Raw genomic sequence first — 17844 nt, 5'->3', positions numbered from 1 at the left:
TCCCAAATCTACAAATCAATCACGCCGCGCTTGCGCAGCAGGACCCACAGGAAGAACGGCGCGCCTGCCACAGCGGTGACGATGCCGATCGGCAATTCGGCCGGCGCCACGATGGTGCGAGCGACAGCGTCGGCGAGCAGCAGCAGCGAGGCGCCGAGCAGCGCCGAAGCCGGCAGCAGGTAGCGATTGTCCGGGCCGATCAGCAGGCGCAGCAGGTGCGGCACGACGATGCCGACAAAGCCGATGCCGCCGCTGACGGCGACCGACGCGCCGACCGCCGCCGAAACGCCAACGATGGCCGTGTACTTCAACCGCTGCACCGGTATGCCGAGATGGCCGGCGGTCGCCTCGCCCAGCGCCAGCGCGTTGAGGCCGCGCGCCAGGAACGGCATCGCCGCCAATGCCAGCACGATGATCGGCCCGACGGAAGCGATCTTGCCCCAGGTCGCGCCACCGAGCGATCCGAGCGACCAAAAGGTCAGGTCGCGCAGCTGGCGGTCGTCAGCCATGAAGATCAGGATGCCGGTCAGCGCCATGGCAAGGGCTGCCAGCGCGATGCCGGCGAGCAGCATGGTGGCGACCGAGGTTTGCCCGCGCCGGGTGGCAACCTGATAAAGCACCAGCGTCGTGGCCAGGCCGCCGAAGAACGCCGCCAACGGCAGCGCAAGCGTGCCGAGCAAGGCCGTCACAGGTGCCAGTGCCGTGGCGCCGAGCACGATGATGGCCACCGCGCCGAGGCTGGAGCCGGCCGAAACGCCGATCAGGCCGGGGTCGGCCAGCGGATTGCGGAACAGGCCCTGCATGACGGCACCGGAGGCCGCGAGCGCGGCACCGACCAGCATGCCGAGAATGACGCGCGGCAGGCGGATATCATAGACGATCAGGCTGTCGCGCGCGCTCAGCGCCGCATCGCCTGGAATGGCTCCAGACAACCAGTCCCCGATGACGTTGACGGCGGATGCGTCCGACGCACCCGACGTCAGCGACAGGAACACGGCGGCCGCGAGCCCCACGCACAGCAGCAGGATGACGATGCGGGCGCGACCCGAGCGGTCGCCTTCGGATGCATTCGCCATCACCTTCACCGGGCCGGCGATCGATTGATCGACCACGATGCTCAGTCCGTGACCTGCGCGCCGTAGAGCGAGACGGCGAGATCGTGGATGGCATCCGCCGTGCGCGGCCCGAAGCCGAGCAGATAGCCGCCGTCGATGCGGACCAGCTTGCGCGCGACACCCGCCGGCGTCGAGGCGATGGACGGATTGCCGAACAATTCGTCGTCCGACACCGGTGGCCCGGCATTGCTCATCATCAGGATCACGTCCGGCCTGGCGGTAATGATCGCTTCATCGGACAGTTGCTTGTAGCCGGAAAAGCCCTCCACGGCATTGACCCCGCCCGCCAGCCTGACCATGCCGTCGGCCGCGGTGTCGCTGCCGGCCGCCAGGATCTTGCCGCCCTGTATGGACAGCACGAACAGGACGCGCTTGCGCTCCTTGATCGAGGCCGTCTGCCTTTCGGCGGCCGTGAGCTTGGCATCGAGCTCCTCGGCCAGCACCTCCGCCTTGGCGTCGACGCCGAGTGCCTTGCCGACGATGCGGACCTTCTCGAGAATGCCTTCGTGACTGTAATGCTCGGGCACTTCGATGAACGGAATGCTGGTCTTCTTCAGCACATCGACGGCTTCCCTGGGGCCACTGCCATGCAGCGCCAGGATGCCTGTCGGATCGACCGACAGCACGCCCTCGGGCGAGAGTGCGCGCATATAACCGACATCGGGCAGGTCGAGCGCCGCTTTCGGATAATTGCTGGTGGAATCGCGGGCCACCAGACGTGTCTCCTCACCGAGCGCATAGACGATTTCGGTGATCGAACCGCCTATCGCCGCGATCTTCGACGGATCGGAGAAGACCGAGACGCCTTCGGCGGCTCCGGCCGGCTGCAGCGCGGCAAAAGCAAGGGAGAGGCCGATTATCGACGCAAGGATTGATCCGCGCACTGCCGGCAGGTTCAGGGCCGGCCGATTCAGGGCCGGCATGTTCAGGAAAGAACGCATCACACTGTCCTCAGGCAGCCGTCGGGTTTGGAATACGCGGCAGGTTCTCGGCCAGGAACCGCCAGTCGTCGCGCTCGCTTTCGCCTTCGTGTCGCTTGCCGAAGAACTGGATGATCATGCTGCCGTCGGCAGCGTAGACCTCGAGCGATGTGACATGGCCGTCCTTGGTCGGCTTGCGCACGGCCCAGACCTCGTGGATGTGGTCTGTCCGCAGGTGCAGGTGGAAGGTCTCGTCCAGCACGTTGAGCCACGGCCCCATCGGCTTGATCGACTTGACTGGCCCCGAATGGATCTGGATGCAGCCACGGTTTCCGACGAAGCACATGATCGGCATCTCGCCTTGGGCGGCGTGATGGAACATGGCCTGGACCGCGTCATTGTCGAGCAGCCACGCATAATCCTGGCCGACCATACGCACCGCCTGGCGACGGCTGAGCTTCAGCGTCTTCAGCATGCCGAAGAACTGGTGGACGTCCGTCAGCCGGCTCCAGCGGTCGCGCAGATCGTCGAGATTGGCGGTGGCCGCCGAGGCCTCGTTCTCTTCGGAGATTGGTCCTGAAATGTCGATCGTCGGATCCTGGTTCGATGATTCCAGGGAGGCAACCAGCTTCTGGTAGGCATAGAGGCTGGAGGATGGCCGCAAATGCACCTTGTGCACCGCCTCGCCCGCCGCGTCGAAGAACTGCAGGCTGCGGCGGATCTCGTCGCCATCGCGTTTCTCCACGGCAAAGCCGTGCGCCCAGACTTTCGGAAAGATGCGCAGATCGATATTCTCGCCGAGCACCATCGCATTGTGGTTGCCGGTGACGACCTTGTCGTAGACGCCGATCTTTTCATGCACGGCGCTTCCGTTGCGGGTCAACGCCATCACCTCCCCGACGGCCTCGAGGCCGGTCAGAAGGTCGTTGACGCGCGGCTCGATGCGGACGACGCCGTCGCCACAATGGGCAGCGACCAACTCGGCCTCCGAAATGCCGAGTTGGGCGGCCAGGTCACGCTCGCGCGTTTTCGGATTCTCCATCCGTGCCCGCCGGATTTCATGTGGGGCGGGTTTTACGCGCTGGTCCATGTCTTACCCCTATTGCCTTGCCTTACTTGTTGAGAATGAGCTTGCCCTGGCGGGTGATCTTCAGCCTGTAGAGAGCACCATGGTGCTCGATGCCGATCTCGTGCTCGCCCTGGAAAAGGGTGTTGCTGGACAGGGTCCGCACCGCCAGCGGAACCCAGTCGAAACGGACTGCGGTGTCATCGGAACGGCGGACGCGATGGCGAAAATCGTTGGGATTGTGCGTGTTCATCTGTGTCGATCCCTTTCCTGTGCCGGGCGTCTGGTTAGGCGTTGCGAATATCCGATTCATTTCTTGACTCGAATAATCATGTTTATTAGTCAGTGCAATACCGGATCAAACGAGTCAAGATTTAAGACGCCGGACACGATCAAAAATGCCAGCCAGCCCCGGGCGAGCCAGCATCGAACCTGGAATTTGGAGTTGGGGCATGGGGTTGATGAATTGGGAACGGCGCGGCCGGTCTGCGGCGAACGGTGCGGCGGCTTTGCTGACAAGCGTGGCGGCGATCGCCTTGTCGGCGCAGCTTGCCAACGCCCAGCAGGCAATGCAGCAGACGGATGAGACGAAGAAGGCCGACCAGGAAAAAGCGGGACAAGCGGGCGCGACGCTGCTCGACAAGGTGCTGGTCATCAGCCGCACCGGTGAAACGGCAATCGAATCGCTGGCCTCGGCCAGCCATGTCGACCAGGAGCAACTCGACCGTCGCATGGCGACGACGCCGAACGAGATGCTGCTCGGTGTTCCCGGTGTTGCGACACAGGCCGACGCCAGGCGCGTCAGCACCAGCATCAACATACGCGGCCTGCAGGATTTCGGCCGCGTCGCGGTCATCGTCGACGGCGCGCGGCAGGATTTCCAGCGTTCGGACCACGGCACCCAGTCGACCTTCTACATCGACCCGGAGCTCGTCAAATCCGTCGACGTGATCCGTGGTCCTGTCGCCAACACCTACGGCTCGGGCGCCATCGGCGGCGTCGTCTTCTTCGACACCAAGGATGCGGTGGACTTCCTCAAGCCGGAGGAAACATGGGGCGCTTCGGTAACCGGGCGCTATGAGAGCAATGGCAAGGGCTGGACCACCAGTGCCTCCGGCGCCTACCGTTTCAACGAGAACTGGGATGCGCTCGGCAATATCGTCTACCGTAACTACGACAACTACAAGGATGGCGGCGGCGATACCGTCAACGGCACCGGCTTCGACGTGCTGAGCGGCCTGCTCAAGACCACCATCCGTCCGACCGAGAACAGCGAATTGAAGCTCGGCTGGGTCGGCTCCAGCGACAGTTGGGACGAAACCAGCGGCGGCGTTCCGGTCAACGATGTCGACCTGAAGTCGAACACCTTCACGGCCCGCTACAACATCACGGATGAGGACAAGAGCTGGCTCGATCTCCACATCAACACCTCCTACAACAAGACCAATCTCGATCTGACCAGCCTCGTTCCGCAAAACCGCTTCGATCCGGTCACCGGCCTGCCCGTGGTTCTCCCGGCAGGATCGCAGTCGACATTTGACGTCGGCACGACCGGCATCGACATCTGGAATACGTCCCGGTTCGAAACGGGCGGCGTCGCCCATGAACTGACCCATGGAGGCGACTGGGTCGGCGACAATGTCAAGACCGGCGGCGCTGCCGGCGGCGACAGCTTCTATACGCCTTCGGGCAAGCGAAACGTGTCCGGCGCCTATGTCCAGGACAAGCTCAGCTGGGAATGGCTCGAGGTGATTGGCGGCCTGCGCTACGACAGCTACAGCCTGAAGGACGATACCCATGACATTTCCGGCGACAGGGTATCGCCGCGCATTACCGTCGGTGTCTCGCCGTTTGAGTCCGCCGGGCTTGCAGGCCTTCAGTTCTATGGCACCTATGCGGAAGGCTATCGCTCGCCATCGATCACGGAGACGCTGATCAGCGGCAATCATCCGGCCGGCGTCAGCTTTCCTTTCCTGCCCAACCCCAATCTGCGGCCCGAGACAGGCAAGACCACCGAATTCGGCGTCAACTACAAGCAGAATGACATCCTTCAAGCAGGCGACGCATTCCGTCTCAAGGCGGCCTATTTCAACAACGACGTCGACGACTATATCGATGGCGTGACGCTGTCGCCGTTCGACCCGACCAGCGGCTGCCCGTTTGGGCCGGGCATCCCGATCTGCTTCCAGTACCAGAACTTCGCCAAGGCAAAGATCAACGGCTTCGAATTGGAAGGCGTGTACGACGCGGCATGGGGTTATGCAGGTCTCTCTGCCTCGATCACCAACGGCCATACCATATCGTATGAAGGCGACCGGGCGGACCTCGCCACCATACCCTCTTCGCAGGTTACGGCGCAGCTCGGGCTGCGCTTCCTCGAAGACAAGCTGACCGTCGGCGGCGAAGTGCAGTACAATGGCAAGCCGAAGGGCAATGCGGTGGCCGAGGACTATACGCTGGTCAATGCCTTCGCCAGCTACCAGGCCACCGACAATCTCAAAATCGATTTCCGCGCCGACAATCTGTTCGATGTCAAATACGTCAACCCGTTGAACGGCAGCACGACAGTTGCCGTCTACGAGCCCGGCGTAACGTTGAAGCTGGCGGCAACCATGCGCTTTGGAGGCTGATGACCATGACGGGCTTGACGACATCCCTTCGTCTGCTGACCTCGATGCTGGCGATGTCGCTTGCGACGGCTCCGGCGTGGGCTGAAGAGCCCGCGCCGGTTCCCGCGCTCACCCTCGAACTCAACGCCGCGCAGCCTTCCGACAAGGGCTGCCGGCTGACCTTCCTGGTCAACAACAATCTCGGCGCCGACCTCTCCAAGGCGGCGTTCGAGATCGCGCTGTTCAACGAGGCCGGTATCGTCGACCGGCTGACCGTGCTCGACTTCAAGGACCTGCCGGCCGGCAAGACCAAGGTGACGCGTTTCGATCTCGCCGGCACCGACTGCGCCAAGATCAGCCGCGTGCTGATCAACAGCGCCACGGAATGCGCCGGCAACGGTGTCGAACCGAATGCCTGCACGCGCAAGCTGAAGACAGGCACCAAGACCGGCATCGCTTTCGGCGTCTGAGAACGGCGTTGGGACTGCATCCCGCATTCGCGCGAAACACCGTGGCCTGGCCGCTGGCTGCCTATGACCAGATGCCGCCGTCAGCGAACGAACTTGATTTGACAATTTTGCTCGGGTCGCTGCAGGTCTCGTCGCGGACATGCAGGACATCAGCCCGCTCCCCGACGCCAGCGCCGAGCTGGCTATAAAACCAATCGAACCGCTTGCGTTGGTGGGGCCGACCGCTGGCACCGGCAAGTGGGCGACGGCAATCGTCATCTCCGGCCTGCTCCATGCCGCCGTGGCGGCGGCTTTTCTGATTTCATCCTCGGGATCATTCGACTCCAGGGATTCGGTGCAGCCGGAAGGCAGCGATCGGGTCGGAGACAAGATAGCCGGCAGCGCACTGGACAAGGATCCGGCGGCAGTGAACGTCAAGCTGGTGCCAAGCCCGCCGCCAGCCAAACCGGAACCCGCAAGGGCAGTTAGGCCGGTACCCCCGACAAAACCTTCGCAGCCTGAGCAAGAAACCGTGACGCATGCTCCCGAGCCTGTCCGGGACGCGGCGAAGCAGGCATCGGAGCCCTCGCCGGAACCGGCCAAACAGTCTGTGGCCACGCCGGACATACTGATGGCGGCAACGCCGCGCCCTGATAACCAGAGCGTCGCCGCTGAGAATATGACCGCTAAGACCGAAACGCCGGTACAGCCGGGCGTCCAGGCCGAAACCGTCGAAATGCCTGTCGCCGTTCCAGACCAACCGCCAATCCCCAGCGCCAGGCCAACCCCGGCTGCCGCCCCTTCAACAACAGCGGACGAGAAGCGCGGCACGGCGGATGGCCGGGATGAGCTGGCACAGGCGGCCAGCAAGGGTAAAAAGCAGAAGGAAGCAGGCCGCGATGCGGAATTCAGCTATCGCAGTGACGTCATCAGAAAGCTTAGCCGTGTCAACCGCAGCGTCCCGCCTTCGGTGCAACTGACCGCACGCAACAACGCGGTGGTGACGTTCGTCATCGGCAGCCGAGGCGGCATCGATGAACTGCGCATCCTGCAAAGTTCAGGATCGCCCAACTTCGATCAGACCGCCCTCGGCATCGTGCGCAAGGCCGCGCCCTTTCCTCCAATTCCGCCGCAGGCCGCGAGCTCGAGTTTGGAGTTCGAGGCTGAAATCGGCCCATTTTGAATACGCCGGGAACGAACTGCCGCGGCGCCAACCATCAACGTCCGCATGAAAGGAACCCCATGTACATCGCCATGAACCGCTTCAAGGTGCAGGCCGGCTCGGAGGCCGATTTCGAAGCCGTCTGGAAGAACCGCGATTCCAGCCTTGCCGGGATGAAAGGCTTCCGCGAATTCCATCTGCTGCGCGGCCCGGTCAACGAGACCGAAGGCTACACGCTGTTCGCCTCGCACACGGTGTGGGCGAGCCACGACGATTTCGTCGCCTGGACCAAGTCCGAGAATTTCCGTGCCGCACACAGGAACGTCGGCACCACGAAGGTCCACTATCTCGGCCACCCGCAATTCGAGGGCTTTTCCGTCGTCGAGGGTGCCTGACGACGGAAGCGTCGTGCAAGCCGCCTGAAGTCTCGTCCTGCTTACATCAGGGCGGCGAAGTGCCGTCGCTGCATTTTCGGCTGCGCGCCGGAAGAGGCGTAGGTCTGGCGACCACGGCAGCAACTTCAGGCTTGGCCAAACAAGCGCCGCAGATGCCGGACGGCATTCTTGCGCCACCATCGCCAACGGTTTTTTGGGCTGAGAAAGGGCACGATGCGTGGATCGTCAAATAGCCTGCCAAATCGCCTTAAATGATGTGCAAGCACTTCTGATACGAAACCCTTGCCGTTTATCGAGTCGAGGCGTTCGGCATCGGCCAGGACATAGTCCAGGACTTCGGCGCCCAGCTTGATGTGGCTGGCGTTGTGCGCCGGCGTCTGCTGGACATGTCCACCCGCGTAGGCACCGTTGGTGGAGGCATTGGCCCCGTGCAGCCGGTAGAGGCCCAGACATTCCGACAGGAGCAAGCTGCCGGCCGCCAAATGCGCGCAGGTCGCCGTAAGATAGTCGGTGCTCATCCGGGACTGGAACGGGAAGGCCAGAACCGGTTCCAGCGCTCCGCGTCGGAAAACCATCGAGGATGTCGGCGCCCATAGCCAGCCATAGGTTCGGGGTCCGAAGTAGGTGATCGCGTGTTCCGTGGAATAGTCGATGCCTGCGGCTATTTCGCCGAGCCTACTGGTCGGCGGCACGGCGACACCGCGTGGGTCCATCTCCGAACGTGGCTTGCGCATCATAACGTAGGTGCCGCCAAGGACGACGCGGTCGCGATCGACCAGAAGGACGTCGGAACTGGACAGCGACACCGGGTGTATCGTGTTCAGGTGGGCCGACAGATGCGCGGCGAGAAAATTCGGCAGCCAGACATCGTCGGCATCGAGGAACGCCACGAATGGCTGATCGCCGGCGGCAAAACCGTCGCGGAACGTTGCAATCTGGCCGCCATTTTGCGGCCGCACCAGTAGACGCAGGCGTGGGTCGCCAATCGTTTCGAGAAGCTGGCGCACATGTTCGGTCGAACCATCCGTCGAGGCATCGTCAACGATGATGCAATCCCATTTCTGATAGGTCTGCGCCAAGACCGAGCGGATCGCGTCCCCGACATAGGCGCGATAATTGTGACAAGTGATGATAACGCCTACTCGAGGAAGCTCGAATAGCACGGTCGTGCTTGGCATGCGTGGCTTGCCCCGATAGACGCCCAGGTTTTCGGGCTCTTGCCCTTTGCACCGGCCCGAAGCCGATGACAAGGGACCCGAAGCCGATGGCAAGGGAAAAGCCTTCCTCCTAAGCCGCGGCGAGCAGGCTCGCATTGCCCCCCGCGGCCGTCGTGTCGACGCAGACGGCCCGCTCATGCGCATAGGCCGCCGGATTGAGCACCTCGCTGACCAGCGGCACGATCGGACCAGCCCTGTCGGCAATGACCTTGCGCACGATGCGCGCGGCTTCAGCCGTGCCCGAAAAAGCGACGACATCGACGCGCAGCGAGCGCGCCTCGACTGGATCGGGCCGGCCGTCGATCGCGGCCAGCGGCAATCCCTTGCCGGTCAAAGCCGAGAGTGCGGCCGGTGCGCCCGGCGCCACGGCCAGGACCGCATTGCCGGCGGCAAGCGCCTGGATCGTCTGGGCAAGCAGCGTATCGGCGTCGGGACCGAGGCACAGCACGCGTCCGCGCGGCGACAACGATAGCGTGTTGGCCTCGCCGGTCGGCCCGGGAAGGTCGACCTGGCCGAAGTCGATACCGGCAGCGGCTCCAATGGCGGCCGCGCCCTTGCCGCGCAGATGCTTCCTCAGGATGGCGATGCGATCAGGCCGCGTCGACCAGCCGCCGAGTGTCGGATCGGGAAGGTTGTCGGCCAGTTCGGTCGCCGTCACCTTGTGGCCCTCGCCAACTTCGGTGCCGGCTTCCGGCCCCTTGCGGAAGCGCCGGAGATAGTGCGGTCCGCCGGCCTTTGGCCCGGTGCCCGACAGCCCCTCGCCGCCAAACGGCTGCGAGCCGACGACGGCGCCGATCTGGTTGCGGTTGACGTAGATGTTGCCGGCATGGATGCCGTCGACGAAATGTTGGACACGGCCTTCTATGCGGGTGTGCAGGCCGAAGGTCAGGCCATAGCCCTTGCGGTTGATGGCGGCGATCACCGCGTCGATCTCGTCGGCGTCGAAGCTGGCGACATGCAGCACCGGGCCGAACACCTCGCGCTCCATCTCCTCGATGCCCTTGACCCGGAAAACATGCGGCGCGACGAAGCGCCCGTCTTTCGGCGCCTCGAGCTTGGCGATCAGGCGGCCCTGCAGGCCCATCGTGGTGCAATAGTCGTGGATCGAAGCCTGCGCCTCGTCGTCGATGACCGGGCCGACATCGGTCGAGATCCGCCAGGGGTCGCCGATGCTGAGCGCTTCCATGGCGCCCTTCAGCATCTCCAGCATCTTCTTCTCGACGTCCTTCTGCACATAGAGCACGCGCAGCGCCGAGCAGCGCTGGCCGGCACTCTGGAAGGCCGAGGCCAGGATGTCGCGCACCGCCTGCTCGGGCAGCGCGGTGGAATCGACGATCATGGCGTTGAGGCCGCCGGTCTCTGCGATCAGCATGGCGTCGGGCGCGGCGGTCTCGGCCAACTGTTTCTCGATCAGCTTGGCGACCTCGGTCGAACCGGTGAAGCAGACACCGGCGATGCGTGGATCAGCAGTCAGCGGCCCGCCGACCGATGGGCCGTCGCCGGGCAGCAACTGGATCACATCTTCCGGCACGCCGGCTTCGCGCAGCAGTTCGACGGCGCGGAAGGCGATCAGCGGCGTCTGCTCGGCCGGCTTGGCGATCACCGAATTGCCGGTGACCAGCGCTGCCGCGATCTGGCCGGTGAAGATGGCGAGCGGGAAATTCCACGGCGAAATGCAGACAATGGCGCCACGCGCCTGCGTGCCCGGCTCGGCAATGGCTGCCTCGGCAGCGCAGTAGCGCAGGAAGTCCACGGCCTCGCGCACTTCCGCCACACCGTCGGCCAGCGACTTGCCGGCCTCGCGGGTGGCGAGCGCGAAAAACTCGACGGCATTCGCCTCATAGAGATCGGCGGCGCGGTTGAGGATGGCGGCACGCTCGGCCACGGGCCGCTTGGCCCAGGCCGGCTGCGCCTCGACCGCGATGCGCACGGCGGTCGCGACTTGCTTGGCGGCGGCCTCGTGAACCGTACCGACCACCTCGTCAGGCTTCGCCGGATTGACGATCGGGCGCTGCTTGCCGTAGCCGGCGGCGCGCGTGATCGGCTTGGCATGCCAACGGTCGGAACCGGCAAAGGCCGCCCTGGCCTTGTCGATCGCCGCCAGCGTCACGGTGTCGGTGATGTCGAATCCCCTGGAGTTGCGGCGGCCGGTCCCAAAAATCTGGGACGGCCGGACAATCGCCGGATTGGCGGCAGGGCCCTGGCTCTCGACGGTTTCCAGCGGATCGCGCGCGATGTCCTCCGGCTCGACGTCCTCGTCGGTCAGTTGGTGCACGAAGGAGGAATTGGCGCCGTTCTCCAGCAGTCGGCGAACCAGATAGGCAAGCAAATCCGAATGCGCGCCGACCGGCGCATAGATGCGGCAGCGCGTGCGTTCGGACCGGCGCACCGTCTCGTGCAGCGCCTCGCCCATGCCGTGCAGGCGCTGGAACTCGAAGGCGTCGCGGTTGTCGGCCATCGACAGGATGGCGGCGACGGTGTGGGCATTGTGGGTGGCGAATTGCGGGTAGATCCGGTCCGTCATGCCCAGCAGCTTTTTTGCGCAGGCGATGTAGGAGACGTCGGTGTTGGCCTTGCGGGTGAAGACGGGATAGCCCGATAGTCCGAGCGTCTGCGCCCGCTTGATCTCGGTGTCCCAATAAGCGCCCTTGACCAGCCGCACCATGATGTTGCGGTCGTATTTCTTGGCCAGCGCGTAGAGCCAGTCGATGGCAAAGGCCGCACGCGGCCCATAGGCCTGGACGACGACGCCAAAGCCGTTCCAGCCGGCGAGCTCCGGCTCGGCCAGCACCCGCTCGATGACGTCGAGCGACAGGTCGAGCCGGTCGGCTTCCTCGGCATCGATGTTGAGGCCCATGCGAGAATGCCGTGCGGCCAGCGCCAGCGACAGCAGCCGCTCGGCCATCACCGGCAGCATCTCTTCCTTCTGCGCCACCTCGTAGCGCGGATGCAGCGCCGACAGCTTGACCGAGATGCCATGGTTCTGGCGGATGTCGGGGCCGTTCGAACCGCTGTCGAGCGAGGAAATGGCGTCGGCATAGGCCTTGTGATAGCGCAGCGCGTCGGCCTCGGTGCGAGCCGCCTCGCCCAGCATGTCGAAGGAATAGAGATAGCCCTTCTGCGTCATCGGCCGGCCGCGCTTGACCGCCTCGGTGATAGTGCGGCCGAGCACGAACTGTTCGCCCATTTCGCGCATTGCGGCCGCCACCGCCTTGCGGATGACCGGCTCGCCCAGCCGCCGCACCATCGATCGCAGCGTGCCTTCGATGCCGCCCTCGCCCTCGTCGAGGACGCGGCCGGTCAGCATCAGCGCCCAGGTCGAGGCGTTGACGAAGATCGAGCTCGAACCGCCCGAATGCGACGACCAGTCGTGCGGCGCGATCTTGTCGGCGATGAGATCATCCATCGTCTCGGTGTCCGGCACGCGCAGCAGCGCCTCGGCTAGGCACATCAGCGCCACGCCTTCCTTGGTGGAGAGGCCATAGGCGGACAGGAAAACTTCCATCAACCGGGGATCGGACGAACCGCGCACCGCCCTGACCAGATCCGCGGCACGTGCCGAAATCGCCTTGCGGTCTTTCGCGGAAAGCCCTGTCGTCTCCGCCAGCCGCTTCACGGCCTCGTCTTCGTCGGGCAGGTAGTTGGCGCGGATCTGCTGGCGGATGGTGTCGAGCGGCATGGCGGTCCTGCGGAGCGAGCATCGGGGAGCGGGCCGGCGGTCACCGGACCGAATGGCGCAAGCTAGCACAGGCGCGAAATTTCAGCCGGTCCAAAGAAATCGACATGGCAGATCATTTGATCTATCATTGCGGTCAAGATCTAACAAACAGACTGCCCTTTCGATGACAGAAGACCAATTGGACCGGATCGACAGGAACATCCTGTCGGCACTGGCGAGCAATGGCCGGCTCTCCATGTCCGAACTGGCGGCAAAGGTCGGTCTGTCCAAAACGCCGGTGCAGGCACGGGTGAAGCGGCTAGAGAAGGACGGCTATATCAGGGGCTATCAGGCAATCATCGACCGCGAGCGCATGGGTGAGGGCCATGTCGCCTTCGTCCAGGTGAAACTGTCCGACACCCGCTCCGCCGCGCTCGACGCCTTCAACCGGTCGGTGCAGGGCGTAGCCGAGATCGAGCAGTGCCACATGATGGCATCGAGCTTCGACTATCTGCTGAAGGTCCGCACGAAGGATATCGCCGCCTATCGCCGCGTTCTCGGAGAGCGCATCTCCGCTCTGCCCCATGTCGCCCAGACCTCGACCTTCGTGGCGATGGAAACGGTGAAGGATAGGTAGAGTTTCGAGATTGGCCGAAGCGCCTCCACCTTTCATCCACGGGCGCAATCATCTTTCGTCGGCCAGCTTTATTCCGACAGCGTCTTCAAAAACGCCACCAGCGCCGCGCGTTCACGGTCGGACAGCTCCAGCGGGTGAATCTCGGATGTCCCCTCGACGCTGGGCGCGGCCTTGGCATAGTGCGCCACCACTTCGTCGAGCGACGAGAATTGCCCGGCATGCATGTAGGGCGGCCGCGTTGCAGCGCCGCGCAGCGAGGGCGTCTTGTAGGCGCGAACCAGTTGCGGCGCATCCTTGACCATGAAGCGCAGCTCGCCGCAGGCGCCGGCACCGCCGTCGCGATAGGCGCCGAAGCAATTGAACGGATCCGCCTCGACCTGTGTCACCGCGTCGACGCGGCCGCGATCCGGCGGCAGGCCCGTCACGGGCGGCACGCCGGTGTTGTGAAAACCGTTGTCGGTGAAGCGCGGGCCGTCGTGGCAGGTCACGCAATTGGCCTTGCCGATGAACAGTTTTAGCCCGAGGATTTCCTCCCGGGAAAAGACGGCATCGCCCTTCGGCTCTGCGCCTGTGGCAAGGTCCAGTGCAAAGCGATCGAAGCGCGTCTGTGCCGGCTCGATCGACCGCTCGAATGCGGCGATCGCTTTGCCGATATTGGAAAAGACGCGGTTGATCGCGTCGCGCTGCGTGTCGCTCATCGCGCTCCAGGCGGCCTTTTCGGCATCGGTGCCAAGCGGACTGGCATTCGCCGGAATGCCGGAAAAATCGGGCAAAGGCCCGAAGATGCGCTCATAGCGCTCGCCGAAGCGCGCCTTGATGTAATGGGCGTAGGCGGCGCGGTTTCCCGCTTGCTCCAGCGGGTTTTCGAGCGGCGTCAGCGCTTGCGCCCAAAGGCTGTCGCGGCGGCCGTCCCAGAAGAACCAGGGATCGCGCGCCACGCCGGCCAGTGGCATGGTGCGCCGGTTGGTGCGGCCGACACCGACGGCTTGTGGCAGGTCGTCCTGGAACTGGCCGTCGATCTTGTGGCAGGTCGAGCATGAGACCGTGCCGTCGCGGCTCATGCCGAGATCGAAGAACAGCGTCGAGCCGAGCGCGGCTGCCGCCGGCACATCGGCAAACCGGTTCGTCGTGTCGGGCTTCAGTGGCGGCAATGTGTTCAGCGCCAGCGAAGCGATCTTCTTCTTCTCAGCGTCGGAAAAATCTGGCTTGCCGCAGCCCGCGAGGACAACGGCCACCATCAGCGCCAGAAAATAAGAAAGGCGCCTCATCGATCGCTCACAGCACCACGTTGAACAGCACCGTGTCTGAACCGGCGGTGGCCGATATGGCGAAATGCAACTGCCACCAGCCGCTCATGGTGAACTTGACCCCTTCGATCCGGTAGCGCCCGTCGCCGAGATAGTCGGTCGCTTGCGGGCTGGTCGGCAGGCCGTGATTGTGCAGCGGCATGCCTCCGGAGATCGCGATCGCGGCCCCTTCCACCGGCGCGCCGGCCTTGGTCTTCAGGGTCAGCAGCCAAGATTCCAGCTCGCCCTGCCGCACGACGCCCCGCTCCGGCGAAAAACTCGCCGTGAACAGCCCGTTGTCGCTGTTCCTTGTGCGCGACACATCCGGGCCGGCGGGCCGCGCCGAGTGCGGCGCGGTCAGGTAGACGACCGCCAGGATGCTGACCAGCAAGGCAGCCAGACCAAGACCCGCTAAGAGATAACGCCATAACGATGCCAAACCGGTTCCTCTTCTGCAGACAACGTTTGCCGGGCGGATCGCATCCCGTCGGCTGTGGGAAAACGCTGTGGCGCAAAAAAGCCTGCTTGCCAAGCATGGCGCTGCCGGTGGCAAAAAGCTACAGCACCGAAATCACTGGAGGATTCTGGATGGCTGGAAACGGTGTCGCCTCGATCGGCGAATGCATGCTCGAACTGTCGGGTCAGACGGGTCCGAACTGGCGCATGGGTTTTGCCGGCGACACGTTCAACACGCTTTGGGCGCTGCATGCGCTGAGCGGCGACCGGCGGGCAACCTATGTCTCGGCCTTCGGCGACGATCCCTTCTCGCAAGGCCAGATCGGCTTCTTCGCCGAAAATGGCATCGGCATCGGCTCCAGCCCGGTCATACCCGGTGCACGGCCCGGCCTCTACGCGATCACGCTGACCGGCGCCGAGCGCTCCTTCACCTATTGGCGCAGCGACGCCGCGGCCCGGCAGCTTGCTTCGGACCCCAAAGCGCTTTCAAAAAACCTTGAAAATCAGTCTCTTGTGTACTTTTCCGGAATCACTTTGGCAATTCTGGACGATGCCGCGCGCGCCACACTGCTGGCGGCCATCGCCAAGGCGCGGGCGGCAGGCTCGCTGATCGCCTTCGACCCCAACTATCGGCCACGGCTCTGGCGCCGCCGCGAGGACGCCCAGGCAGCGATCGTCGAAGCCCTTGCCGCCACCGACATCGCACTGCCGACCTTCCCCGACGAGCAGATGCTGTTCGGCGACGAAACCCCGCGAGTGACAGCCGAGCGGCTTGGACAATGGGTCGGCGAAGTAGTCGTCAAGAACGGCGAAGCGCCGGCGCTGGTTGCCACTAAAGGGACAATCCACGACGTGCCGGCGATTCATGTCGCGGCCCCTGTCGACACGACCGGAGCCGGCGATTCCTTCAACGGTGGCTATCTTGCGGCGCGCCTTGCCGGCCATGAGCCGGTGGAAGCCGCGCGCCGCGGCCACCGCGTCGCCGCCGCCGTGGTGCAGGTGCGCGGCGCGTTGGCGCCGTTCGAAACGTTGAGGGCGGCATTCGAAATGCCAGGTTGAGACCTGCTGTCGTCGTAGGAATGCTATCGTATCGCCGCACACCGCGAGCGACTTGGCCCGCATCTTCTCCCGGGCTCGCGTCCAATGCTATGGATGATCATTGGGCCATGGATGATCCGATTGGCGCAGGACGGCAATGATGGTCGAGCAGCGTTCACCAGCGGAAGAGCGCAATTCCCAGCCCGCCGAGACACGTAGCAGCGATCCTCGCCTGGCATTTATCTATGCGGAGGCTGTTCGTGGCCTCGAACACCAGCAGGGTGTGGTGGAAAGTCTCAACGCTCGAGCGGGAAATCTGATCTTCGCGACCGCGTTCGTGAATTCGCTTCTTGGCGGCAGGGCACTGGCGAACGGACTGGGGCTCTGGGACTGGCTGGCGCTGGCATTGCTTTTTCTTATCGGTCTGCTGACGGTGATCATGGTGTGGCCATACTACAATTACACGTTCCGCTTCGACCCGGAGCAATTGCTGCAGGAGTTCGTCGACCGGGATCCGCCCGAGACCATTGACGGCATGTACCGGGCGCTCGCACTTCGAATCAAAGCCGACATGGCCAGCAATTGGCGGATCATCCAACGCCTGCGCGTCACGCTGCAGCTTGCCCTGTTTCTGTTGTTGCTGGACATCTTGGCGTGGCTGTTCGCGATCATGCAGGTCTAGCAGGGTGACCAATTCGACTTCAATTCATCCTGCTTTAGGCCTGTGTGGCTGCGAATTCCGGAAGATTGGCCCGATTAAGGCAGTCTGAACCGGTATTCCGTCACATGATGGTAGATCGCGCCCGGCCACAGCGTCGCTTGCGGGAAATACGGCCGGTTCGGCGCATCCGGCCATATCTGCGGCTCAAGGCAGAATCCGGAAAAGGCCTTGTAGCCGCGCCCTTCCAGGCCCGTGCGCGGCGTCACATACTGGCCGGTATAAAGCTGGACGCCTGGTTCCGTGGTCCAGACTTCCATTTCGACGCCGGAACTCGCCCCTTGCGTCCATGATGCTTGCCGCAGCGGCCCGCGCGTCGCGCCGAGGCAGAAATTCTGGTCATAAGGCAGCTGTTCGCCCTCGGTCTCCATGCGCAGCGGTCGTGCCTGGTGGAAGTCGAAGGGCGTGCCGTCGACCGGCTTGACCACGCCGGTTGGGATCATGTCGCTGTCGACAGGCAGATAGGCGCCGGCATTCAGCATCATCCTGTGGTCGAGAACGTCGCCGGCACCGCCATCATCTAGGTTGAAGTAGGAATGCTGGGTGAGATTGCACAATGTCGGCTCCTCGCAGGTCGCCGTCAGTTCGACGCTGAGCGTGCCGGGGATCTTCAGCCGGTAGGTGCAGGTAACATCGAGCGCGCCGGGAAAGCCCATCGCGCCGTCGGGATCATGCAGCGTCAGCGTGACGAAATCCCTGCCATGCAGCGAAACCGCCCACGAGCGGCGCGCATAACCTTGCGAGCCGCCATGCAGCGTGTGCTTGTCGAGGAAATTCTGCTCGGTCTGGTAGCGGTTGCCGCCGATGGTGAAGCGGCCATCGCGGATGCGGTTGGCGTAGCGGCCGACAACCGCGCCGAAAAAGGCGTTGTCGGCCTCATAGGCTTCCAGGGTGTTGTAGCCAAGCACCAGCGGTGCATCATGCCCGGTCAGCCGCAAATCCTGGATGACGGCACCGAGTCCGATGATGTTGGCGGTGAGACCGCCGCCCCTGATCGTGAAGCGGCGCACCGGCTCGCCCGCCTGCGTCGTACCGAAAACCTCGCCGTCTTTCATCGCCATGCCCGCAAATGCCAAATTGATCCAGAGGGCTTCGGCTGGTTTTCTTAAGCCCAGGTG

16 protein-coding genes are annotated in these 17844 nt (G+C 64.0%); 7 read left to right on the top strand and 9 right to left on the bottom strand.

Annotation, left to right across the window (positions count from 1 at the left end; genetic code table 11):
- Positions 1 to 8: 8 nt before the first annotated feature.
- The 4 genes from LB568_RS25130 to hemP are packed head-to-tail and all read right to left on the bottom strand — an operon-like array spanning position 9 to position 3354.
- Positions 9 to 1112 (bottom strand): FecCD family ABC transporter permease, encoded by a 1104-nt coding sequence (locus LB568_RS25130; protein ID WP_013895045.1) that lies wholly within the window; start codon positions 1110 to 1112, stop codon positions 9 to 11.
- A 5-nt stretch (positions 1113 to 1117) separates the two neighbouring features.
- The gene (locus tag LB568_RS25125; protein WP_013895044.1) at positions 1118 to 2056 is read right to left on the bottom strand and encodes a heme/hemin ABC transporter substrate-binding protein; all 939 of its coding nucleotides are present in this window, start codon (positions 2054 to 2056) and stop codon (positions 1118 to 1120) included.
- Between the two features lie 10 nt (positions 2057 to 2066).
- Positions 2067 to 3125 carry a hemin-degrading factor gene (locus LB568_RS25120; RefSeq protein WP_013895043.1) on the bottom strand — a complete coding sequence of 353 codons (1059 nt, stop codon included), beginning with the start codon at positions 3123 to 3125 and terminating at the stop codon, positions 2067 to 2069.
- A gap of 22 nt (positions 3126 to 3147) precedes the next feature.
- Complete coding sequence (hemP, locus tag LB568_RS25115) at positions 3148 to 3354, bottom strand: hemin uptake protein HemP (RefSeq protein ID WP_224731537.1); 207 nt, start codon at positions 3352 to 3354, stop codon at positions 3148 to 3150.
- A 199-nt stretch (positions 3355 to 3553) separates the two neighbouring features.
- On the opposite strand from hemP, the gene LB568_RS25110 reads away from it, so the two are divergent.
- The 4 genes from LB568_RS25110 to LB568_RS25095 all read left to right on the top strand — a co-directional run bounded on the left by LB568_RS25110 (position 3554) and on the right by LB568_RS25095 (position 7716).
- Complete coding sequence (locus LB568_RS25110; RefSeq protein WP_013895041.1) at positions 3554 to 5731, top strand: TonB-dependent hemoglobin/transferrin/lactoferrin family receptor; 2178 nt, start codon at positions 3554 to 3556, stop codon at positions 5729 to 5731.
- Positions 5732 to 5736: 5 nt separating this feature from the next.
- The gene (locus LB568_RS25105; RefSeq protein ID WP_013895040.1) at positions 5737 to 6180 is read left to right on the top strand and encodes a hypothetical protein; all 444 of its coding nucleotides are present in this window, start codon (positions 5737 to 5739) and stop codon (positions 6178 to 6180) included.
- A gap of 139 nt (positions 6181 to 6319) precedes the next feature.
- The gene (locus tag LB568_RS25100; protein WP_013895039.1) at positions 6320 to 7342 is read left to right on the top strand and encodes an energy transducer TonB; all 1023 of its coding nucleotides are present in this window, start codon (positions 6320 to 6322) and stop codon (positions 7340 to 7342) included.
- 59 nt (positions 7343 to 7401) lie between these two features.
- The gene (locus LB568_RS25095) at positions 7402 to 7716 is read left to right on the top strand and encodes an antibiotic biosynthesis monooxygenase family protein (protein ID WP_013895038.1); all 315 of its coding nucleotides are present in this window, start codon (positions 7402 to 7404) and stop codon (positions 7714 to 7716) included.
- 125 nt (positions 7717 to 7841) lie between these two features.
- Here the strand turns inward: LB568_RS25095 and LB568_RS25090 are convergent, their stop codons facing one another.
- Both LB568_RS25090 and putA read right to left on the bottom strand, forming a co-directional pair.
- The gene (locus tag LB568_RS25090) at positions 7842 to 8894 is read right to left on the bottom strand and encodes a glycosyltransferase (RefSeq protein WP_224731536.1); all 1053 of its coding nucleotides are present in this window, start codon (positions 8892 to 8894) and stop codon (positions 7842 to 7844) included.
- 109 nt (positions 8895 to 9003) lie between these two features.
- On the bottom strand, positions 9004 to 12612 hold the full coding sequence (putA, locus tag LB568_RS25085) for a bifunctional proline dehydrogenase/L-glutamate gamma-semialdehyde dehydrogenase PutA (RefSeq protein WP_224731535.1): 3609 nt from the start codon (positions 12610 to 12612) through the stop codon (positions 9004 to 9006).
- 163 nt (positions 12613 to 12775) lie between these two features.
- Between putA and LB568_RS25080 the strand changes: the two genes are divergently transcribed.
- On the top strand, positions 12776 to 13228 hold the full coding sequence (locus tag LB568_RS25080) for an Lrp/AsnC family transcriptional regulator (protein ID WP_224689445.1): 453 nt from the start codon (positions 12776 to 12778) through the stop codon (positions 13226 to 13228).
- Between the two features lie 68 nt (positions 13229 to 13296).
- Here the strand turns inward: LB568_RS25080 and LB568_RS25075 are convergent, their stop codons facing one another.
- A complete protein-coding gene (locus LB568_RS25075) occupies positions 13297 to 14496 on the bottom strand; it encodes a cytochrome-c peroxidase (protein WP_013895034.1) in 1200 nt (399 codons plus the stop codon).
- A gap of 7 nt (positions 14497 to 14503) precedes the next feature.
- Entirely contained in the window at positions 14504 to 14953 is a 450-nt protein-coding gene (locus LB568_RS25070; protein ID WP_140573887.1) for a FixH family protein, read from the bottom strand.
- Positions 14954 to 15102: 149 nt separating this feature from the next.
- Between LB568_RS25070 and LB568_RS25065 the strand changes: the two genes are divergently transcribed.
- Together LB568_RS25065 and LB568_RS25060 are read left to right on the top strand one after the other, a co-directional pair.
- Entirely contained in the window at positions 15103 to 16029 is a 927-nt protein-coding gene (locus LB568_RS25065; protein WP_013895032.1) for a sugar kinase, read from the top strand.
- Between the two features lie 139 nt (positions 16030 to 16168).
- On the top strand, positions 16169 to 16690 hold the full coding sequence (locus LB568_RS25060; RefSeq protein ID WP_224731534.1) for a hypothetical protein: 522 nt from the start codon (positions 16169 to 16171) through the stop codon (positions 16688 to 16690).
- 74 nt (positions 16691 to 16764) lie between these two features.
- Here the strand turns inward: LB568_RS25060 and LB568_RS25055 are convergent, their stop codons facing one another.
- On the bottom strand, positions 16765 to 17787 hold the full coding sequence (locus LB568_RS25055; RefSeq protein WP_013895030.1) for an aldose epimerase family protein: 1023 nt from the start codon (positions 17785 to 17787) through the stop codon (positions 16765 to 16767).
- Positions 17788 to 17844: the final 57 nt, after the last annotated feature.

This window comes from Mesorhizobium sp. B263B2A (assembly GCF_020165775.1).
Classification (GTDB): domain Bacteria; phylum Pseudomonadota; class Alphaproteobacteria; order Rhizobiales; family Rhizobiaceae; genus Mesorhizobium; species Mesorhizobium opportunistum.
Note: the sequence above shows the minus strand (reverse complement) of the source record. Positions and strands in the feature narration are given on the sequence as shown.

What these genes read in the sequence shown, in the direction of transcription:
- LB568_RS25125 (WP_013895044.1), bottom strand. Translation starts at nt 2,056, where the DNA reads ATGCGTTCTTTCCTGAACATGCCGGCCCTGAATCGGCCGGCCCTGAAC.
- putA (WP_224731535.1), bottom strand. Translation starts at nt 12,612, where the DNA reads ATGCCGCTCGACACCATCCGCCAGCAGATCCGCGCCAACTACCTGCCC.
- LB568_RS25075 (WP_013895034.1), bottom strand. Translation starts at nt 14,496, where the DNA reads ATGAGGCGCCTTTCTTATTTTCTGGCGCTGATGGTGGCCGTTGTCCTC.
- LB568_RS25055 (WP_013895030.1), bottom strand. Translation starts at nt 17,787, where the DNA reads ATGGCGATGAAAGACGGCGAGGTTTTCGGTACGACGCAGGCGGGCGAG.
- LB568_RS25105 (WP_013895040.1), top strand. Translation starts at nt 5,737, where the DNA reads ATGACGGGCTTGACGACATCCCTTCGTCTGCTGACCTCGATGCTGGCG.
- LB568_RS25090 (WP_224731536.1), bottom strand. Translation starts at nt 8,894, where the DNA reads ATGCCAAGCACGACCGTGCTATTCGAGCTTCCTCGAGTAGGCGTTATC.
- LB568_RS25120 (WP_013895043.1), bottom strand. Translation starts at nt 3,125, where the DNA reads ATGGACCAGCGCGTAAAACCCGCCCCACATGAAATCCGGCGGGCACGG.
- LB568_RS25060 (WP_224731534.1), top strand. Translation starts at nt 16,169, where the DNA reads ATGGTCGAGCAGCGTTCACCAGCGGAAGAGCGCAATTCCCAGCCCGCC.
- LB568_RS25080 (WP_224689445.1), top strand. Translation starts at nt 12,776, where the DNA reads ATGACAGAAGACCAATTGGACCGGATCGACAGGAACATCCTGTCGGCA.
- LB568_RS25100 (WP_013895039.1), top strand. Translation starts at nt 6,320, where the DNA reads ATGCAGGACATCAGCCCGCTCCCCGACGCCAGCGCCGAGCTGGCTATA.
- LB568_RS25110 (WP_013895041.1), top strand. Translation starts at nt 3,554, where the DNA reads ATGGGGTTGATGAATTGGGAACGGCGCGGCCGGTCTGCGGCGAACGGT.
- LB568_RS25095 (WP_013895038.1), top strand. Translation starts at nt 7,402, where the DNA reads ATGTACATCGCCATGAACCGCTTCAAGGTGCAGGCCGGCTCGGAGGCC.
- hemP (WP_224731537.1), bottom strand. Translation starts at nt 3,354, where the DNA reads ATGAACACGCACAATCCCAACGATTTTCGCCATCGCGTCCGCCGTTCC.
- LB568_RS25065 (WP_013895032.1), top strand. Translation starts at nt 15,103, where the DNA reads ATGGCTGGAAACGGTGTCGCCTCGATCGGCGAATGCATGCTCGAACTG.